The following is a 17,181-nucleotide window of genomic DNA, read 5'->3' as shown; positions in this document are numbered from 1 at the left end:
TCGCAAGCTCGGACCGTGGCCTACTACTGCTCGCCCTCGGTGTGCTCGAGCATGTGGGCCTGGATCTCGCGCATCGCGATCGACAGCGGCTTCTCGCGCGGGCCCGGCTCGACGAGCGGGCCGACGTACTCGAGAAGGCCCTCGCCCAGCTGGGAGTAGTAGTCGTTGATCTGGCGGGCGCGCTTGGCCGCGTAGATCACCAGGGCGTACTTGGAGCTCACCTGGCCCAGCAGGTCGTCGATCGGCGGGTTGGTGATGCCCTCGGGGAGGGCCCCGGCGACGGGGGCGGTCAACGGCATGCTCACGAAGTGGACTCCTGCGTGCGTAGTGGGGTGGCGACCAGCAACTCTACCAACCGGGCCGCGACGGCCCGCGGCTCGTCGCTGACGACGGTGACGTCGAACTCGTCGCGGGCGGCCATCTCCTCGCGGGCGGTCTCCAGCCGGCGGGCGAACGCGGCCTCGGTCTCGCTGCCGCGCCCGAGCAGCCGGCGCTCCAGCTCCTGCATCGACGGTGGCGCGAGGAAGACGCTGACGCCCTCGGGCATCGCCGCCTTCATGGCGCGGGCCCCGGCCAGGTCGACCTCGACCAGCACCGGCCGACCCGCCGCCAGCGCCTGCTCGACGGGCGCCCGCGGGGTGCCCGAGCGCTGCAGGCCGCCGTGGATCTCGGCCCACTCCAGCAGCTCGTCGCGGGCGATCATCCCGTCGAACCCGGCCGGGCCGACGAACAGGTAGTCGACGCCGTGGGCCTCGCCCTCCCGCGGGTCGCGGGTGGTGGCCGAGACCGAGAAGAACAGCTCGGGCAGCAGGGTCCGCAGCTCGCGGACCACGCTGCTCTTGCCCACGCCGGAGGGGCCGGCCAGTACGACCAGCCGGCCCCTCCCGTGCGCGGTCACCGTCAGGCGAATTCGCTGAGCAGCGCCTTGCGCTGGCGGTCGCCGAGGCCGCGCAGGCGGCGGCTCGGGGCGATCTCCAGGCGCTCCATGATCTGGCCGGCGCGCACCTTGCCGACGCCGGGGAGGGCCTCGAGCAGGGCGGACACCTTCATCTTGCCGAGCACCTCGTCGGTATCGGCCTCCTTGAGCACCTCGTCGAGGGTCGTCCCGCCGCGCTTGAGACGCTCCTTCCACTCGGCCCGGGCCCGGCGGGCCGCGGCCGCCTTCTGCAACGCGGCCGCGCGCTGTTCCTCGGTGAGTTGGGGAAGGGCCACGGTCTCCTCCGCCTTTCTTTCCTGTGTGACAGGTGTCGGATCACCACCCCGCGGGGCTGCCCCCGGGGTCTGATCCGAACGTACTCACGACCCGTCCGGGAAGGGAAACGGGGGGTGCCACCTGTGGGTTCTCTCTCCCGACACCCGTACGGGTGATAGCACGCCGGACGGTCCCCGCGGCACCTCGACGCGCCCGTTCACCGCACGTCGAGGACCGTCCCCTGGATCGCCACCGTGACACGCGGTGCCCGGCCTGCGACACACCGTGCCAGGGCGTCCAGCTCGTCGTCGGTCCGCGACGGCGCGTGATGGGTCAGGACGAGCGCGCGGGCCCCGCACTGCTCCGAGAAGGCGACGGCGTCGTCGACGGTGGCGTGCCCGTAGGCGTCGGCGGTGGCCCGCTCGGCCGCGGTGAACTGCGCGTCGTGCAGCAGGACGTCGACGCCCGCGGCGAGGCGGCGCGCGGCTGCGGCGAGCGGCGGGGACGCGGTGGCCGGGCTGTGGTCGGGCAGGTAGGCGACCGCGCGCCCGCCCGACTCCACCCGCACGCCGTGCGTGCGGCCACGGTGCGCGATCCGGGCGACGGTGACGGTCAGGCCCGCGTGGTCGAAACCGTCCGGGGTGGCGGCGAAGGACCACCGCCCGCGCAGCCCGTCGGGCCCGATCGGGAAGTGCGGCGGCGACATCCCGCGGGCCAGCAGCGCGGCCGCGTCGGCGCCCTGCGGTGCGGGCAGGTGCACCGCGACGCGGGCGCCGGGGTGGTCCAGCGGGGGGCAGAACGGCAGGCCCTGGACGTGGTCCCAGTGCAGGTGGGTGAGCACCAGCGCGCCGTCGAACGGGCACCCGCCGGGCAGCAGCGTGCCGAGGTCGCGCAGCCCGGTGCCGGCGTCGAGCAGCAGCGCGGGCGGGCCGGGACCGTCGGGCAGCACGGCGACGCAGCTGGTGTGGCCGCCGTAGCGGACGAACGCGGCACCGGGGGCCGGGGTCGAGCCCCGGACCCCGAGCAGGGCCAGCCTCACGAAGGCTGCTCCTCGCGCCGGTGCCCCGTGGCCAGCGCCGCCAGCGCCTCCCGGTCCAGGACGTCGCTCGCGGCCTGCGCGACGCGGACCGGCGTCACGGCGGTGAGCGTCGCCGTGCGCCGCCCGCCCTCCAGCACCGCCCGCTCCCCCAGCACGGCGCCCGGTCCGAGCTCGGCGAGCGGCACGCCGTCGTGCTCCACCGCCAGCACGCCGTCGAGCAGCAGGAACAGGACGTCGCCCGGATCACCCTGGCGGGCCAGCACCGCACCGGCGGGCAGGGTGCGCACCTCCGGTCGCCGCCCGCCGCGCATGATCAGCGTCGACAGCTCGCGCTCCAGCGCCGTCTCCGCCGCGGTGACGACGACGGGCGAGTCCTCGTCGCCCCACGGCGTGGCGCCCGGGGAGACCTGGCCGGTCCAGCCCGCCCAGTCGGTGCGGCCCGCCTTGAGGCACAGCGTGCCCGCGGCGTCGTAGACCCAGTGCCGCGGGAAGCCGCTGGCCCCGGTCAACCGGTGCGCGGTGCTGCCGTCGGCGCGCAGCTCCAGCTCCAGCGTCGTCCACACCAGCGGGGCCGTCAGGCGCACCCACGGCGCCCGCGGGATGCGGCGCGGCAGCGGGGCGGCGGTGCGCCCGCCGCAGGTCTGGCGGAACACCACGCGGCCCGCGGCGGGCTCGGTGGCGCGCAGGACCGGCATCGCCACCGCCGCGAAGCTGCCCGCGACCGGGCCCAGCCGCGCGGTCGTCCGGCCCATCACGACCCCGCCGTCGACCCCGTGCGCGGCGACCGAGCCGTCGGGGGCGAACTCGGCCCACGCGCGCAGCCGGTTGGCGAAGCGCACGGCGTAGGCGTCCGCCCGGACCGCGTCGTCGTCGACGACGTCGGGCGGCGGGTCGTCGTAGGCGCTGACCTGCAGGGTGAACGGCAGCTTCAGCAGCCCGGTGACCGCCTCGGACGGGATCCAGGACAGGGACGTGACGGCGGACTCGACATGCCTGGGGGACTCGACGCGCACGGCGACCTCCTCGGGTTCTCGCCGTCGACGCTAGGAACCGCGCCCGGCCCGGGGGAGGACACGGACCGACCGGACCGGGGGTGCCAGCACCCCCCGGCCGGCGGGGCTGCACCCTCACCGGCCCCGGCCGGCGACGGCAGGCTCTGCGGGCATGGAGCGCATCACCGTGCTGCTCGCCGACGACAACCTGATCGTCCGCGAGGGGGTCCGCGCGCTGCTCGCCTACGACCCGGCCGTCGAGGTGGTCGGCGTGGCGGGCGACCGCGACGAGCTCGTCGCCGAGGCCGAGCGGCTCCAGCCACGTGTGGTCGTCACCGACATCCGGATGCCCCCGACGTTCCAGGACGAGGGCATCGAGGCCGCGCGCGAGGTGCGGCGGCGGCACCCGGGCACCGGCGTGGTGGTGCTGAGCCAGTTCGACAGCGCGGAGTACGCCGTGGCGCTGCTCGCCGACGGCGCCGCGGGCTACGCCTACCTGCTCAAGAACCACATCGACGACCCCGGCCGGCTCGGCTCGGCGATCCGCGCGGTCGCCGCGGGCGGCTCGGTGATCGACCCGGACATCGTCCGCGCGCTGGTCGACCCCGCCCGCGACGAGAGCCGGCTCGACGCCGACGACGAGCAGCTACTCCAGTGGGTGGCCCAGGGCCGTCCGGTCAAGGCGATCGCGGTGTCGCGCGGCGACACCCCGGAGGCCGTCGGCGCGGCCATCGAGCGGCTGTTCCTCGCACTGGCCAAGGGGGCGGGGGCCGGCCGGGCCGACGCGCTGCGCAGGCTGCGGATGCTGCACACGGCGATCCTGGCCCGCGAGGAGCAGGGCGAGACGCTCTCGCGGCTGCTGCCCGGCGGCATCGCGGAGAAGCTGCGCACCGACGCGGGCGCGGTGGACCGCACCGAACGCCTGGTCGTCACCGTCCTCATGTCCGACGTGCGGGGCTACTCCCGCATCGCCGAGGGCACCGACCCGGCCGCGCTGGCCGGGCAGCTCGGGGCGCACCGGCAGGCCATGAACGGGGCGATCCTCGGCGCGGGGGGCACCGTCATGCAGTACGTCGGCGACGCCGTGATGGCGGTGTTCGGCGCGCCCGACCCGCAGCCCGACCACGCCGAGCGCGCGGTCGGGGCGGCCTGCGAGATGCACGCCCGCCAGCGCGTCCTGGACGCCGAGTGGGCCGCGCGCGGCCTGGACCCGTTCGGGCTGGGCATCGGGCTCTCGACCGGCGAGGTCGCGGCCGCCATGCTGGGCAGCGCCGAGCGCGTCGAGTACACGCTGGTCGGCGACGTCGTCAACCTCGCCCAGCGGCTCCAGGACCTGGCCCGGCCCGCCGGGACCACCGTGGCGAGCGAGCCGACCGTCCGCGGCGCACCGGCCCGGCCGTGGGAGCCGCTCGGTAACCGTTGCGTCAAGGGCCGCGAATCCACCGTCGTGGCCTACCGGCTGCGATCCGGCGACCAGGAGGACGCGTGAGTGCAGCACCCGAGACCACCGACGTGACCCTCGGCGCGGGCGGGGCCGTGCGCGTCCGCGGGGCCCGCCGGACCTTCACCGCCGACCTCGCCCCGGTGCGCGCGCTGCGCGGGGTCGACCTCGACGTCGCCCCCGGCGAGTTCGTCGCGCTGATGGGGCCCTCGGGCTGCGGGAAGTCGACGCTGCTCAACGTCGTCGCCGGGCTCGACGCCGTCGACGACGGCACCGTCGAGGTGGCCGGGCAGCGCATCGACGGCCGCGACGAGGACTGGCTCGCCCGCTTCCGCCGCACGCACGTGGGCATCGTGTTCCAGTTCTTCAACCTGCTCGACGGCGTGTCCGCGCTGGACAACATCGTGCTGCCCGCGATGCTGCACGGGCTGCGCCGCCGCGCCGCGGAGTCCCGCGCCCGCGACCTGCTCGACCTGCTCGGGCTCGGCGACCGCACCGAGCAGGTGCCCGCCGTCCTCTCCGGCGGCCAGCGCCAGCGCCTCGCGATCGCCCGCGCGCTGGCCAACGAGCCCTCGCTGCTGCTGGCCGACGAGCCGACCGGCGCCCTGGACAGCGAGGGTGGCCTGGAGGTGCTGGAGCTGTTCCGGCGGCTGCACGCCGACGGGCAGACGATCGTGATGGTCACCCACTCCCCCGACGTCGCCGCGGGCGCGTCGCGCGTCGTCCGGATGCGCGACGGCCGCATCGAGCAGGACTGACCCCCGATGCCGCCGATCCTGCGCTGGACGCGGCTGGAGCTGCGTCGGCGCCGGCGCGGGCTGCTGGTGCTCGCCCTGCTCGTCGCGCTGTCCTGCGGGGCCGTGCTGACCGCGGCGGCCGGTGCCCGCCGCGGCGACTCCGCGCTGGACCGGCTGCTCGGGCGCACCGGGGCCGCGCACGCGATCGTCAATCCGTTCGGGCCGCCCGGCCCGCCCGGGAGCCTGCCCGACGCGCGGTACTGGGAGCGGGTCCGGGCGCTGCCGATCGTCGAGGACGTGGCGCTGGTCGTCGACGGGAACCTGGCCGTGGACGGCCTGCCGTCCACCGTGCTGCCCCCCTGGCTGCCGACGGCGGACGCGGGACGGGGCGAGGTCGAGCGCCCGGTGGTGCTCGCCGGGCGCGCCGCCGACCCGGCCCGGTCCGACGAGGCCGTGGTGACCGCGGAGTTCCTCCGGTCCTCCGGCCGGGAGCTGGGCGACGTGGTCACGCTGCGCACCTACTCCCCCGCGAGCGTGGACGCCCAGGCCACGACCGGGGACCCGCTGCCCGAGCAGCCCGACGGGCCCGCCGTGCCCGTGACGATCGTCGGGGTCGTGCGGTCCTTCGCCGTCGCCGACGACCTGGCGTCCCCCGGCCTGCTGATCCCCTCACCCGCCTTCGCCGAGCGCTACCGCTCCGAGCTGGTCGGCACCGCCGCGACGTGGCGGGCCGGGCTCGTCCGGTTGCACGACCCGGCCGACCTCGAGACGCTGCGCCGCGAGGTGATCCGGCTCTCGGCCACCGGTGACGTCGAGTTCACCGACCAGCTCGCCAGGGCGCAGCGGACCTCGGGGGTGCTGGACTTCGAGTCCGCGTGCCTGCTCGCGCTGGGCCTGGCCGCGGCCGCCGCGGCCGCGGTGCTGGTGGGCCAGGCGGTGCAGCGCACCGTCGCGGCGACGCTGCCGGACCTGCGCGTCCTCGGCGCCGCCGGGATGACCCGCGGACAGGCCGTGGCCGCCGCCACGGCGGCGCCCACCGTGGCCGCGCTGGGCGGGGCGCTGCTGGGCGCGGCCGGGGCCGCGGTCGCGTCGGCGGGCCTGCCCTTCGGGGCCGCGGGCCGCTACGAGCCCGCCCCGGGCGTCGACGTCGACGTGGCGGTGCTCGGCGGCGGGGTGCTGGTCGCCATCGCGCTGGTGGCCGCGACCGCGGCCGCGGCGGCCCGGCTCCGGCACGCCGGGACGGCGCGGGTCGTGCCCGCCCCGGCCGCGGCCCGGCCGTCCGCGGTCGCGCGGGTCCGCCTGCCGGTGCCCGCCGTCCTCGGGGCCCGGTTCGCGCTCGAACCGGGCGGTGACCCCGCCGGGACCGGTGCGCGCGCGTCGCTGGCCGGCGCGGTCGTCGGCGTGCTCGGCGTGCTCGCCGCGGCGACCTTCGCCGCCGGTGTCACCGACGCCGTCGAGCACCCGGAGCGCTTCGGCACCGACTTCGCCCTGATCGGCTTCTTCGGCCTGGGCACGCCCGCCGACCCGCGCACGGCGCCGGCGATGCTGGCGGCGATGGGCACCGACCCGGCCGTCACCGGGGTCACGGCGATGGTCTCCGGCACGGCCACCGCGGGCGGGGTGCCGCTGGCGGTCTACGGCGCGCAGCCGGTGTCCGGGTCCGCCCCCGGCCTCGTCGCGACCAGCGGGCGCCCACCCGCCGCCGCCGACGAGGTGCTGCTCGGCCCGGTCACCGCCCGGGAGCTCGACGCCGCACCGGGCCGGGTCGTGGAGCTGGCGGGCCCGGCCGGTCCGGCGCGGCTGCGGGTGGTCGGGATCGGGTTCCTGCCGCAGGTGGACAACCTGACCGGCGCGCTGGTCACCGCAGGCGGGTTCGCCGCGCTCGGGCTGGAGCAGACGGTGCGGTACTCGGCGGTGGCGCTGGCCCCCGGCGACGACCCCGCGGCCGCGGTGCCGCGCCTGCAGGCCATCGGTGCGACGGTGCCGGGCGCGGAGCCGATCGGGCTGTTCCCGATCGGTCCCCCGCCCCAGGTGCAGGAGCTGGCGACGGTGCAGGTGCTGCCGCGCGTGCTGGGGGTGTTCCTCGGCGTGCTGGCCGTCGGCGCCGTCGGGCACGGGCTCGCCACCGCGGTCCGGCGCCGCGGCCACGACCTCGCGGTGCTGCGGGCGCTGGGGATGAGCCCGCGCCAGACCCGGACCGCGGTGCACACCCACGCCGCGGTGCTCGCGGTGGCCGGGCTGGCCGTCGGGGTGCCGCTGGGGATCGCGCTGGGGCGGACGGCCTGGCGCACGGTCGCCGAGACGACCCCGATCGTGCACGTGCCGCCCGCGGTGCCGTGGGCACTCGCCGTGCCGGCCGTGCTCGCGGCGACGGCGCTGCTGGCCGCGCTGCCCGCCCGCCGGGCCGCGCGGCTGCCGCTGGCCGAGCTGCTGCGGAGGGAGGGGTGATGGGCCTGGCCGGGATGTGGGTGGGCCTGGAGCTGCGGCGCCGGTGGCGCTCGCTGCTGGTGCTCGCGCTGCTGGTGGCGGTGTCGGCCGGGGTGGTGCTGACCGCGGTGGCCGGTGCCCGGCGCGGGGCCTCCGCGCTGGACCGGCTGCTGGCCGTGACCGCGCCCGCCACCCTGGCCGTGCTGCCCAACCAGCCCGGCTTCGACTGGGACGCGGTGCGCGCCCTGCCCGGGGTGGAGGCGGTGGCCGAATTCGCCGTCACCTCCTTCCGGGTCGACGACATCACGCCGGAGGACTACCCCGACGGCTTCCCGATGGACCGCGAGGCGATGTCGGCCGTCGAGCGGCCGGTGGTGCTCGAGGGCCGGCTGCCCGACCCGGACCGCGCCGACGAGGTGGCGGTCACCCCGGCGTTCACCCGCAGCTACGGCGTCGGGGTGGGCGACACCGTCGACCTGCGCCTCTACGCCCCGGAGCAGTTCGCCGCGCCCGCGCCGCCGGACGTCCCCGGCGGGCCGCTCGTGCGGGCCACCGTGGTCGGGACGATCCGCTCGTTCTGGTTCGTCGACCAGCCGGGCGCGCTGGGCACGGTGCAGCCCTCGGCCGGCCTGCTGGAGCGGTACCCCGCGCAGCTCGGCCTGCCCGGGTTCACCAACGTCAACGCGCTGGTGCGGCTGACCGCGGACGACCCGGCGTCGATCGCGGCGTTCCGGTCCGGGCTCGCACAGGTCAGCGGCCGCACCGACATCGAGATGTTCGACCAGGTCGAGGAGGCCGCGAAGGCCCGCGCGACGCTCGGCTTCGAGGCCGCGAGCCTGCTCGCGTTCGCCGGTGCCGCGCTGCTGGCGGCCACGGTGCTCGTCGGCCAGGCGATCGCGCGCCACACCACCGCCGCGGTCGCCGATCTCGACGTGCTGCGCGCGCTGGGGCTGGAGCGCGCCGCCGCGCTGCGGACGGCCGTCGCCGCGCCGGTGCTGGCGGCCGGCGTCGGGGTGCTCGCCGGTGCCGCGGCCGCGGCGGCGGCGTCCCCGCTGTTCCCCCTGGGCACCGCGGCCCTGCTGGAGCCGCGGCCCGGGTTCGCGCCCGACCCGCTGGTACTGGGCGTGGGCTCCGCCGTGCTGGCCGCGCTGTGCCTGGGCGGTGCGGTGGCCGCGGCCGCGGCGGCGCTGCGTCCCGGCGCGGGCGGGAACGCGCGGCCCTCCGCGGTGGCCGCGCTCGCCGCCCGGGCCGGGCTGCCGGTGCCGGTGCTCGTCGGGCTGCGCTTCGCGCTGGAGCCCGGCCGCGGGCGGTCGGCGCTGCCGGTGCGACCCGCACTGGTCGGCGCCGTCGGCGGGGTGCTGGGCGTGCTGGGCGCGCTCACCTTCTCCGCGGGCGTGGCCGACGCCGCGGCCCACCCCGAGCGGTTCGGCCAGACCCACCGGCTGGAGAGCTTCGTCGGCTTCAACGGCGAGGACTACCTGCCCACCGGCCCCGCGCTCACCGCCGCGATCGCCGCCGATCCCGACGTGCTCGCCGTCGTCGACGCCCCGGTGGGGGTGCTGGACACCGCGCGCGGCGCGGTGAGCACGTTCGCCTACGGCAGCACCGGGCGGGAGCCGTTCCCGACCGTGGTGCTCTCCGGCCGGATGCCGCAGGCCCCCGACGAGATCGCGCTGGCCCCGCGCACCGCCGCGGAGCAGGACGCCGCCGTCGGCGACACCCTCGCGGTCACCGGCACGGCGGGCTCCGCGACGCTGCGCGTCACCGGCATCGCCTTCGTGCCCTACGCCGGGCACAACAACTACGACGACGGGGCCTGGCTCACCGCCGACGGGTACACCGCGCTGATCGCGGGCTTCAAGTTCCACCCGCTGTTCGTGGCCCTGCGCCCCGGGGCGGACCCGGAGGTGGTGGCCGGGCGGCTCGCCGCCGACGTCGGCGCCGCGCTGGGCGTCGGCGAGTTCCCGATCATGGTGACCCCGCCGCCGGTGGAGGCGACGGTCATCCGCAACGTGCAGGTGCTGCCGGTGGCGCTGGGCGGGTTCCTGGCGCTGCTCGCGGTGGGCGCGGTCGGCCACGCGCTCGCCACGGCCGTCCGCAGGCGCCGCCACGACGTCGCGGTGCTGCGCGCGTTCGGGATGACGCGGCGCCAGGTCCGCACGGTCGTCGTCACCCAGGCCACGGTCCTCGCCGCGGTGGGGCTGCTGCTCGGCGTGCCGCTGGGGGTGGCGGTGGGGCGGGTCGTGTGGCGGCTCGTCGCGGACATCACCCCGCTGCAGTACCTGGCCCCGGTCGCGGTGCCCGCGCTGCTGCTGGCCGCGCCGGTCGCGGTGCTCGTCGCCAACGCGCTCGCCGCGCCGCCCGGCCGGCGCGCCGCCCGGCTGCGCATCGCCCACGTCCTGCGGGCGGAGTAGGCCGTGGTGGGGAGATGGCTGGTCCTGGAGGTGCGGCGGCGGTGGCGGTCGCTGGTGGTGCTGACGCTGCTGGTGGCGGTGTCCGCCGGGGTGGTGCTGACGGCCGTGGCCGCCGCCCGGCGGGGCGCGGGCGCGCTGGACCGGCTGCTCGCCCAGACCCGGCCCGCCACGCTCGCGGTGCTGCCCACCACGCCGGGGTTCGACTGGGACGCGGTGCGGGCGGTCCCCGGCGTGGTCGCGCTCAGCGAGTTCGGCAGCGCCCCCGTCGAGGTCGACGGGGAGTTCGCCGACCTCACCGTCGACCTGCGCCCGGACACCGTCGAGGTCCCGGTCGTGCTCGCCGGCAGGCTGCCCGACCCGGCGCGGGCCGACGAGGCCGTGATCACCCCGGCCTACACCGAGGTGTTCGGGACCGGCGTCGGCGACACCGTACGGCTCGCCCTGCAGGACCCGGCCGTCATCGCGGCGCAGGCGATCGCGAACGCCGAGCCCCCGGAACCGACGGGGCCGGTGCTCGACGTGCGGATCGTGGGCGTCGTGCGCTCGTTCGTGCTGAGCGACCGCCCCACCGAGACCCCCGGCCTGCACCCCTCGCCCGGCCTGCTCGCGCAGTACCGGCCGCACCTGCTGGGGCCGCCGGGCACCGAGCTGCTGCAGGCCCTGGTGCGCCTGGACGGTGGGCCCGCCGCGGTACCCGCGTTCCAGGAGGCACTGGTCGGGGCGACCGGCCGCACCGACATCAGCTACTTCGACCTGTCCGCCCAGCACCGGAAGATCGGCCGGACGCTGGCGTTCGAGAGCGCGAGCCTGCTGGCGTTCGGGCTCGCCGCGCTCGCCGCCGCGACGGTGCTCGTCGGCCAGGCCGTCGCCCGCCACGTCGGGTCCACCGTCACCGAGCTGCGGGTGCTGTGCGCGCTGGGGATGTCCCGGCGGCAGGCGACGGTCGCCGCCGTCGCGGGTCCGGCGCTGGCCGGGGTGGCGGGCACCGCGCTCGGCGCGGCGGGCGCCGTGGCCGCGTCGGCGTGGTTCCCCTTCGGCACCGCCGCGGGGTTCGAGCCCGACCCCGGCGTCGACGTCGACGCGGCCGTGCTCGGCGCGGGCGGGGCCGCGCTGGTGCTGGCCCTGGCCGGCGGGGCGGCCGCGGCGGCGCGCTGGGCGCTGGCCGGCCCCGGCGACGCGGCGGGGCGGCGCTCCGCGGTGGCCGGTGCGGCGGCCCGGCTGGGCCTGCCGGTCCCCGTGCTGGTGGGCGTCCGGTTCGCGCTGGAGCCCGGACGCGGCCGGTCGGCGCTCCCGGTGCGCCCCGCGCTGGTGGGCGCCGTCACCGGGGTGCTCGGCGTGCTCGCCGCGCTGACCTTCTCCGCCGGGGTGTCCGAGGCCGCGCAGAACCCGGCCCGGTTCGGCCAGACCCACCAGCTGGCGTCCTATTTCGGCTTCTTCGGCGAGGACGTCGCGGGCCCGGCCGGACCGGCGCTGCGGGCCGTCGCCGCCGACCCGGACGTCACCGGCGTGCTCGACGTCCGCGACGGCGTCCTGGACGTGCGGGCCGGGGACGGGCCCGCCCGCCCGGTCACGGTGTTCACCGGACCCGCGCCGGGTGCGCCGCCGTTCCCGACCGTGCTCTCGGCGGGCCGGATGCCGCAGCAGGCCGACGAGATCGTCCTGGCCCCGGGCACCGCGCAGGAGCTCGGCGCGCGCCCGGGTGACGCGCTGGACGCCACGGGGCCGCTCGGCGGCGCCAGGCTGACCGTCACGGGCATCGGCTTCGTCCCCGTCGGGCCGCACAACTTCTACGACGACGGTGCGTGGCTGAGCCCGGACGGCTACGCCGCGCTCACCGACACCTTCCGCTTCCACGTGGGGCTGGTCGCGGTGGCCCCGGGGGCCGACCCGGCCGCGGTGGCGCAACGGCTCGCCGGGGTCGCCGAGCTGGCGCCGGTCGGGCCGCCCTACGAGGCGGGCCTGCTCCGCAACGTCGAGGTGCTGCCGGTGGTGCTCGGCGGGTTCCTCGCCCTGCTCGCCGTCGGCGCCGTGGGGCACGCGCTCGCGACGGCCGTGCGCCGCCGCCGCCACGACGTGGCGGTCCTGCGCGCGCTGGGCATGACGCGGCGGCAGGCCCGCGGCGTCGTCGTCACCCAGGCCACCGTGCTGGCCGCGGTCGGGCTGCTGGCCGGGCTCCCGCTCGGGGTGGCGCTGGGCCGGGTGCTGTGGCGGGTCGTCGCCGACATCACCCCGCTGCAGTACGCGGCCCCGGCCGCGGCGCTCGCGCTGCTGCTCGCCGCCCCGGTCACGGTGCTCGTCGTCAACGCGCTCGCCGCCCGGCCCGGCGGGCACGCCGCGCGGCTGCGCGTCGGGGACGTGCTGAGGGCGGACCGGTGACCGGCCCGGGACGGCCCGCCCGCCGCGGCGGGCTCGTGGCGGTGCTGTGCGCGGCGGCCGCCGTGGTGGTGGCCGCGGCCCTCCTGCTCCGCGCACCGGACGGGCTGCGCGCGGCGGCGCTGGCCGTCGGCGCGGCGTGGGTGGTAGCGGCCGCGGTGGCCCACCGCTCGACGAGCCGCGCGCTCGTCCCGTGGGCGGCCGGGCTGGGTGCCGGGCACGCCGCGGTCACCGTGTGGCCCGCGCTGGTGCCGCTGGTGCTGGCCGGCTGGGTGGGGTTCGGCCTCGCCCTGCCGGACGGCCGGCCCGGCCCGGCCCGCCGCGTCGCGGTGACGGCCGCGCTCGGCCTCGTCGGGGCGGCGTGGACGGTCGCGCAGGCGACGACCGCCGCGCCGCCGGCGGGCATGGTGGTGGCCGTGGCCGTTCCCGCGGCCGGGGTCACCGCCGTCGCGTCGGCGCTACGCTGCCGGCACGCCGCCCCGGCCGCGCGGCGGGTGCTGCAGTGGGTCACCGCCGCCGCGGTGCTCGCCGGGGCCGCGATCGCGGTGCTCATGGCTCTGCACGTCATGCTCGGCTCCCCCGCCGACGTCCTGGCCTGGAGCACCGCGGCCACCGCGCTCGTGCCGCTGGGCCTGGCCGCCGCGCTGCACCCGGCGAGCGCGCCCGCCGCCGCGACCGCGCTCGTCGAGGCGATCGTGGTGGCCGGGCTGGCCGTGCTCGTCGTCGCCGTCTACCTGGTCGTGGTGGTGGGGCTGGGCCGGGTCCCGGTCGGCGCCGAGCGCGACGTGCTGGTGTCCGGCATCGTCGCCGCGATCGTCGTGGCCGTGCTCGTGCTCCCGGTCCGCGCCCGGCTGGTGGCGGCCGCGGCCGCGCTGGTGGGACGCCGCACCGGCGGCGCCGAGGAGATGACCTCCTTCGGCGCGCGGATGACCCGCGCCGTCCCCATGGACGAGCTGCTGCTGCAGCTGGCCGAGTCGCTGCGCGCCGGACCGGCCCCGGCGGGCGCCGAGGTCTGGGTCGGCGCCGACGGGGTGCTCGACCGCACCGTCGCCGTGCCCGACCGCCCGCCCGCGCGCCTGGAGCTCGGCACCGACGAGCGCGTCGTCGTCGGGCGGGCGCGCTCGGGAGGGGCGCGCTGGATGTCGGTGTGGCTGCCCGGGCTGCTGGCCGAGCACACCGGGCGGCACGGGCCCGACGCCCCGGTCCGCGCGGTGCCGGTGGCGCACCTGGGCGCGCTGCTCGGGCTGCTGGTGGTGCACCGGCCCGCGGGTGCGGACCCCTTCTCCGACGACGAGGACCGCGCGCTCGTCGAGCTCGCCCGCCAGCTCGGCCTCGCCCTGCACAACGTGTCGCTGGACTCCGCGCTGCAGGCCTCGCTGGAGGAGCTGCGCACCCGCAACGTCGAGCTGCAGGCCTCCCGTGCCCGGATCGTCACCGCCGCCGACGAGTCGCGCCGCGCGATCGAGCGCAACCTGCACGACGGCGCGCAGCAGCACCTCGTCGCGCTGGCCGTCAAGATCGGGCTGGCGCGCACGGTGCTCGACGCCGACCCGGAATCGGTGCCCGCACTGCTCGACCAGCTCCGCGGCGACGCGCAGGCCGCGATCGGCGCCGTCCGCGAGCTGGCGCACGGCATCTACCCGCCGCTGCTGCGCGAACGCGGGCTCGGCGAGGCGCTGCGCACCGCGGCCGCCCGGTCGCCGCTGCGCTGCGCGGTCGAGGTGGACCTGCCCGGGCGGTACGGGCAGGACGTCGAGTCGTGCGTGTACTTCTGCTGCCTGGAGGCCGTGCAGAACGCCGGCAAGCACGCCGGGCAGGGAGCGGAGATCCTGGTGAGCGTGACCCTCACCGACTCCCTCCTGCGGTTCCGCGTCTCCGACGACGGCGCGGGCTTCGACACCGGCGGCGCCGGTGCGGGGTTCGTCAACATGCGCGACCGCCTCGGCGCGGTCGGCGGCGACCTGGAGGTCGTCTCGGCGCCCGGCGCCGGCACCACCGTGACCGGCACGATCCCGGTGCCCTCGTGAGCGCCGACGGGTTCGACGCCGTCGTCGTCGGTTCCGGGCCGAACGGGCTGGTGGGCGCGCTGCGCCTGGCCGAGGCCGGGCGCCGGGTGCTGCTCGTCGAGGCCGCCGACCGCCTCGGCGGCGGGCTGCGCACCGAGGAGCTGACGCTGCCCGGGTTCCGCCACGACGTCTGCGCCACCGTGCTGCCCCTGGCGCTGGCCTCACCCGCGTTCCGCGCGTTGGCGCCCGACGTGGGGTACCGGCACCCCCCGGTGCCCGCCGCGCACCCCCTCGACGGCGGGCAGGCCGCGCTGGTGCTGCGCGACGCCGCCGCCACCGCGGCCGGCTTCGGGCGTGACGGCGCCGCGTGGCGGGCCACCGTCGGCGCCACGGCGCGCGCGGGTTTCCCGCTGGTGGACACCCTGCTCGCCCCGCTGGACCTGCCGCCGCACGCCCCCGTCGCCGCCGTGCGCTTCGGCGCGCTCGGTGCGTGGCCCGCCACCGTCACCGGGCGCCTGTTCCGCGATCCCGCCGCGCGCGCGGCGTTCGCCGGCATGGCCGCGCACTCGATCCTCGACCTCGGCGCCCCGGTCACCGCGGGCTACGGGCTGCTGCTCGCCGCGCTGGCGCACTCGGTGGGCTGGCCCGTGGTGCGCGGCGGCTCCCAGCACCTGGCCGACGCGCTGGTGGCGCGGCTGCGGCGGGCCGGGGCCGAGATCGTCACCGGGTGCCGGGTGCGTGACCTCGCGGAGCTGCCACCCGCGCCCGCCACCCTGCTCGACGTCACCCCGCGCCAGCTGCTGGAGATCGCCCGCGACCGGCTGCCCGCGGGCTACGCGCGGCGGCTGGAACGCTTCCGCTACGGCCCCGGGGTGTTCAAGCTCGACTACGCCCTCGACGCGCCCGTGCCGTGGACCGACCCCGCCGTCGCCGCCGCGGGCACCGTGCACCTGGGCGGTACGGCCGCCGAGGTCGTCGCGAGCGAGCGGGCGGTCGCCCGCGGCCTGCACCCGGAGCGGCCGTTCGTGCTCGGCGTGCAGGCGTGCGTCGCCGACCCGTCGCGGGCGCCCGAGGGCAGGCACACGTTCTGGGCCTACTGCCACGTGCCGCACGGGTCGGGGACCGACATGACCGCCGCGGTCGAGGCGCAGATCGAGCGGTTCGCCCCCGGCTTCCGCGACCGTGTGCTGGCCCGGCACGCCATGGGCCCGGCCGCGCTGGAGGCGCACGACGCCAACGAGGTCGGCGGCGACATCAACGGCGGTTCCGGCGACTGGCGCCAGTTCGTGTCCCGGCCCGTGCTCGCGCGGTCCCCGTGGCGCACGCCGGTGCCCGGGCTCTACCTGTGCTCGGCGTCGACCCCGCCCGGCGGCGGCGCGCACGGGATGGGCGGCTGGCAGGCGGCCGGGCTGGCCATGGCCGACGGGCTCACCCCACGCGCAGCGCCCGCAGCGCGGCGGGGGTGAGGTCCTCCTTGTGCAGGTAGGCCGCGGCGCCGCAGTCGGCGGCGTCGGCCGGGAGGTCGGCCGCGGCGTAGGAGCTCATGAGGACCACCGTGACCGCCGGGTGCGCGGCCAGCACGCGCCGGGTGGCCTCGATGCCGTCGATCCCGGGCAGGTTGATGTCCATCAGCACCACCTGCGGGTGCGTGTCGGCGGCCAGGCGCACCGCGTCCTCGCCGGTCTCCGCCTCGGCCGTCACCGTCCAGCCCCCGACCAGGCCGACGACCGTGCGCGCCACCGACCGGAACGGCGGCTGGTCGTCCACGATGAGCACGTCGACCACCGCTGACCTCCCCGTCATGGGGCCATGGTGCGCCCGCACGGGTGCGCCGCACAGGGTGCTGGCACCCCGATCAGGCGGGGTCGACCCCGTCGGCGAGGTGCATCAGCACCGCCTTCACGCGCCGGTTGGTGTCCGGTTCGGACGCCAGCCCGAGCTTGGCGAACAGCGCGTTGATGTGCTTCTCCACGGCCCGCTCGGACAGGTACAGCGCCGCGGCCACCCCGGAGTTGCTCTTGCCCTGGGCGATCTCGGCGAGCACGTCGCGCTCCCGGGAGGTGAGCTCGGCCAGCGGCGAGACCCGCGCCCGCCCGTTGGCCGACACCAGCACCTCGACGACGGCCGGGTCGATCACCGAGCCGCCGTGGGCCACCTCCCGCACCGCGGCCACCAGCTGCCCGGGGTTGCTGACGCGCTCCTTGAGCAGGTACGCCCGCGACGCGCTGCCCCCGGCCAGCAACGCGGTGGCGTACCCGGTCTCGGCGTACTGGGACAGCACGACCACGCCGGTGCCGGGATGGGTCCGCCGCAGCTCGGTGGCCGCGCGGATGCCCTCGTCGGTGGACGTCGGCGGCATCCGCACGTCGGTGACGACGACGTCGGGCCCGTGCTCGTCGACGGCCGCCAGCAGCTCGGGCAGGGAGCCGCACCCGGCGACGACCTCGATGTCGCCCGGCTGGCGGAGCACGGCGGTGACCCCCTCGCGCACCAGCAGGGAGTCCTCCGCGATCACGACACGCAGCGGCACGGGAGAACGCTACCGGACTCCCCCGGCGAC

14 protein-coding genes are annotated in these 17,181 nt (G+C 77.9%); 7 read left to right on the top strand and 7 right to left on the bottom strand.

All coding sequences use genetic code 11. The annotated features are described in order from the left end of the window. Nucleotides 1-23: 23 nt before the first annotated feature. From rpoZ to PHY01_RS00715, 5 genes are all read right to left on the bottom strand, one after another. Entirely contained in the window at nt 24-299 is a 276-nt protein-coding gene (gene rpoZ / locus PHY01_RS00735; RefSeq protein ID WP_141276300.1) for a DNA-directed RNA polymerase subunit omega, read from the bottom strand. Between the two features lie 2 nt (nt 300-301). Beyond that, nucleotides 302-898: a guanylate kinase gene (gmk, locus tag PHY01_RS00730; protein WP_246085589.1), complete on the bottom strand. Its 597-nt coding sequence runs from the start codon at nt 896-898 to the stop codon at nt 302-304. A 2-nt stretch (nt 899-900) separates the two neighbouring features. Next, nucleotides 901-1,212, bottom strand: a complete 312-nt coding sequence (mihF, locus tag PHY01_RS00725) for an integration host factor, actinobacterial type (RefSeq protein WP_141276206.1) — start codon at nt 1,210-1,212, stop codon at nt 901-903. 197 nt (nt 1,213-1,409) lie between these two features. Then, on the bottom strand, nt 1,410-2,231 hold the full coding sequence (locus tag PHY01_RS00720) for an MBL fold metallo-hydrolase (protein WP_141276205.1): 822 nt from the start codon (nt 2,229-2,231) through the stop codon (nt 1,410-1,412). Then, nucleotides 2,228-3,244, bottom strand: a complete 1,017-nt coding sequence (locus PHY01_RS00715; RefSeq protein ID WP_141276204.1) for a cyclic nucleotide-binding domain-containing protein — start codon at nt 3,242-3,244, stop codon at nt 2,228-2,230. The genes PHY01_RS00720 and PHY01_RS00715 overlap by 4 nt, the downstream gene beginning before the upstream one ends. Before the next feature lie 151 nt (nt 3,245-3,395). Between PHY01_RS00715 and PHY01_RS00710 the strand changes: the two genes are divergently transcribed. The 7 genes from PHY01_RS00710 to PHY01_RS00680 are packed head-to-tail and all read left to right on the top strand — an operon-like array spanning nt 3,396 to nt 16,087. Continuing rightward, nucleotides 3,396-4,712, top strand: a complete 1,317-nt coding sequence (locus tag PHY01_RS00710) for a response regulator (RefSeq protein WP_141276203.1) — start codon at nt 3,396-3,398, stop codon at nt 4,710-4,712. Next, nucleotides 4,709-5,422, top strand: a complete 714-nt coding sequence (locus PHY01_RS00705; RefSeq protein ID WP_246085588.1) for an ABC transporter ATP-binding protein — start codon at nt 4,709-4,711, stop codon at nt 5,420-5,422. The genes PHY01_RS00710 and PHY01_RS00705 overlap by 4 nt, the downstream gene beginning before the upstream one ends. Nucleotides 5,423-5,428: 6 nt before the next feature. Further along, the gene (locus tag PHY01_RS00700; RefSeq protein ID WP_141276201.1) at nt 5,429-7,849 is read left to right on the top strand and encodes an FtsX-like permease family protein; all 2,421 of its coding nucleotides are present in this window, start codon (nt 5,429-5,431) and stop codon (nt 7,847-7,849) included. After that, nucleotides 7,849-10,242 (top strand): ABC transporter permease, encoded by a 2,394-nt coding sequence (locus PHY01_RS00695; protein WP_141276200.1) that lies wholly within the window; start codon nt 7,849-7,851, stop codon nt 10,240-10,242. Before PHY01_RS00700 ends, PHY01_RS00695 begins: the two co-directional genes overlap by 1 nt. 3 nt (nt 10,243-10,245) lie before the next feature. Further along, nucleotides 10,246-12,618: an ABC transporter permease gene (locus PHY01_RS00690; protein ID WP_141276199.1), complete on the top strand. Its 2,373-nt coding sequence runs from the start codon at nt 10,246-10,248 to the stop codon at nt 12,616-12,618. Then, nucleotides 12,615-14,642, top strand: a complete 2,028-nt coding sequence (locus tag PHY01_RS00685; protein WP_141276198.1) for a sensor histidine kinase — start codon at nt 12,615-12,617, stop codon at nt 14,640-14,642. Before PHY01_RS00690 ends, PHY01_RS00685 begins: the two co-directional genes overlap by 4 nt. Further along, complete coding sequence (locus tag PHY01_RS00680; RefSeq protein WP_141276197.1) at nt 14,639-16,087, top strand: phytoene desaturase family protein; 1,449 nt, start codon at nt 14,639-14,641, stop codon at nt 16,085-16,087. Before PHY01_RS00685 ends, PHY01_RS00680 begins: the two co-directional genes overlap by 4 nt. Here the strand turns inward: PHY01_RS00680 and PHY01_RS00675 are convergent. Together PHY01_RS00675 and PHY01_RS00670 are read right to left on the bottom strand one after the other, a co-directional pair. Beyond that, entirely contained in the window at nt 16,050-16,424 is a 375-nt protein-coding gene (locus tag PHY01_RS00675; RefSeq protein ID WP_170183588.1) for a response regulator transcription factor, read from the bottom strand. The two genes, PHY01_RS00680 and PHY01_RS00675, sit on opposite strands and share 38 nt — an antisense overlap. A 52-nt stretch (nt 16,425-16,476) precedes the next feature. Continuing rightward, nucleotides 16,477-17,145: a response regulator transcription factor gene (locus tag PHY01_RS00670; RefSeq protein WP_218029956.1), complete on the bottom strand. Its 669-nt coding sequence runs from the start codon at nt 17,143-17,145 to the stop codon at nt 16,477-16,479. Nucleotides 17,146-17,181: the final 36 nt, after the last annotated feature.

Source organism: Pseudonocardia hydrocarbonoxydans (assembly GCF_006539565.1).
Lineage (GTDB): Bacteria > Actinomycetota > Actinomycetes > Mycobacteriales > Pseudonocardiaceae > Pseudonocardia > Pseudonocardia hydrocarbonoxydans.
Note: the sequence above shows the minus strand (reverse complement) of the source record. Positions and strands in the feature narration are given on the sequence as shown.

Coding starts and splice junctions, on each gene's coding strand:
- PHY01_RS00695 (WP_141276200.1), top strand. CDS start 7,849: ATGGGCCTGGCCGGGATGTGGGTGGGCCTGGAGCTGCGGCGCCGGTGG.
- PHY01_RS00675 (WP_170183588.1), bottom strand. CDS start 16,424: ATGACGGGGAGGTCAGCGGTGGTCGACGTGCTCATCGTGGACGACCAG.
- PHY01_RS00700 (WP_141276201.1), top strand. CDS start 5,429: ATGCCGCCGATCCTGCGCTGGACGCGGCTGGAGCTGCGTCGGCGCCGG.
- rpoZ (WP_141276300.1), bottom strand. CDS start 299: ATGCCGTTGACCGCCCCCGTCGCCGGGGCCCTCCCCGAGGGCATCACC.
- PHY01_RS00710 (WP_141276203.1), top strand. CDS start 3,396: ATGGAGCGCATCACCGTGCTGCTCGCCGACGACAACCTGATCGTCCGC.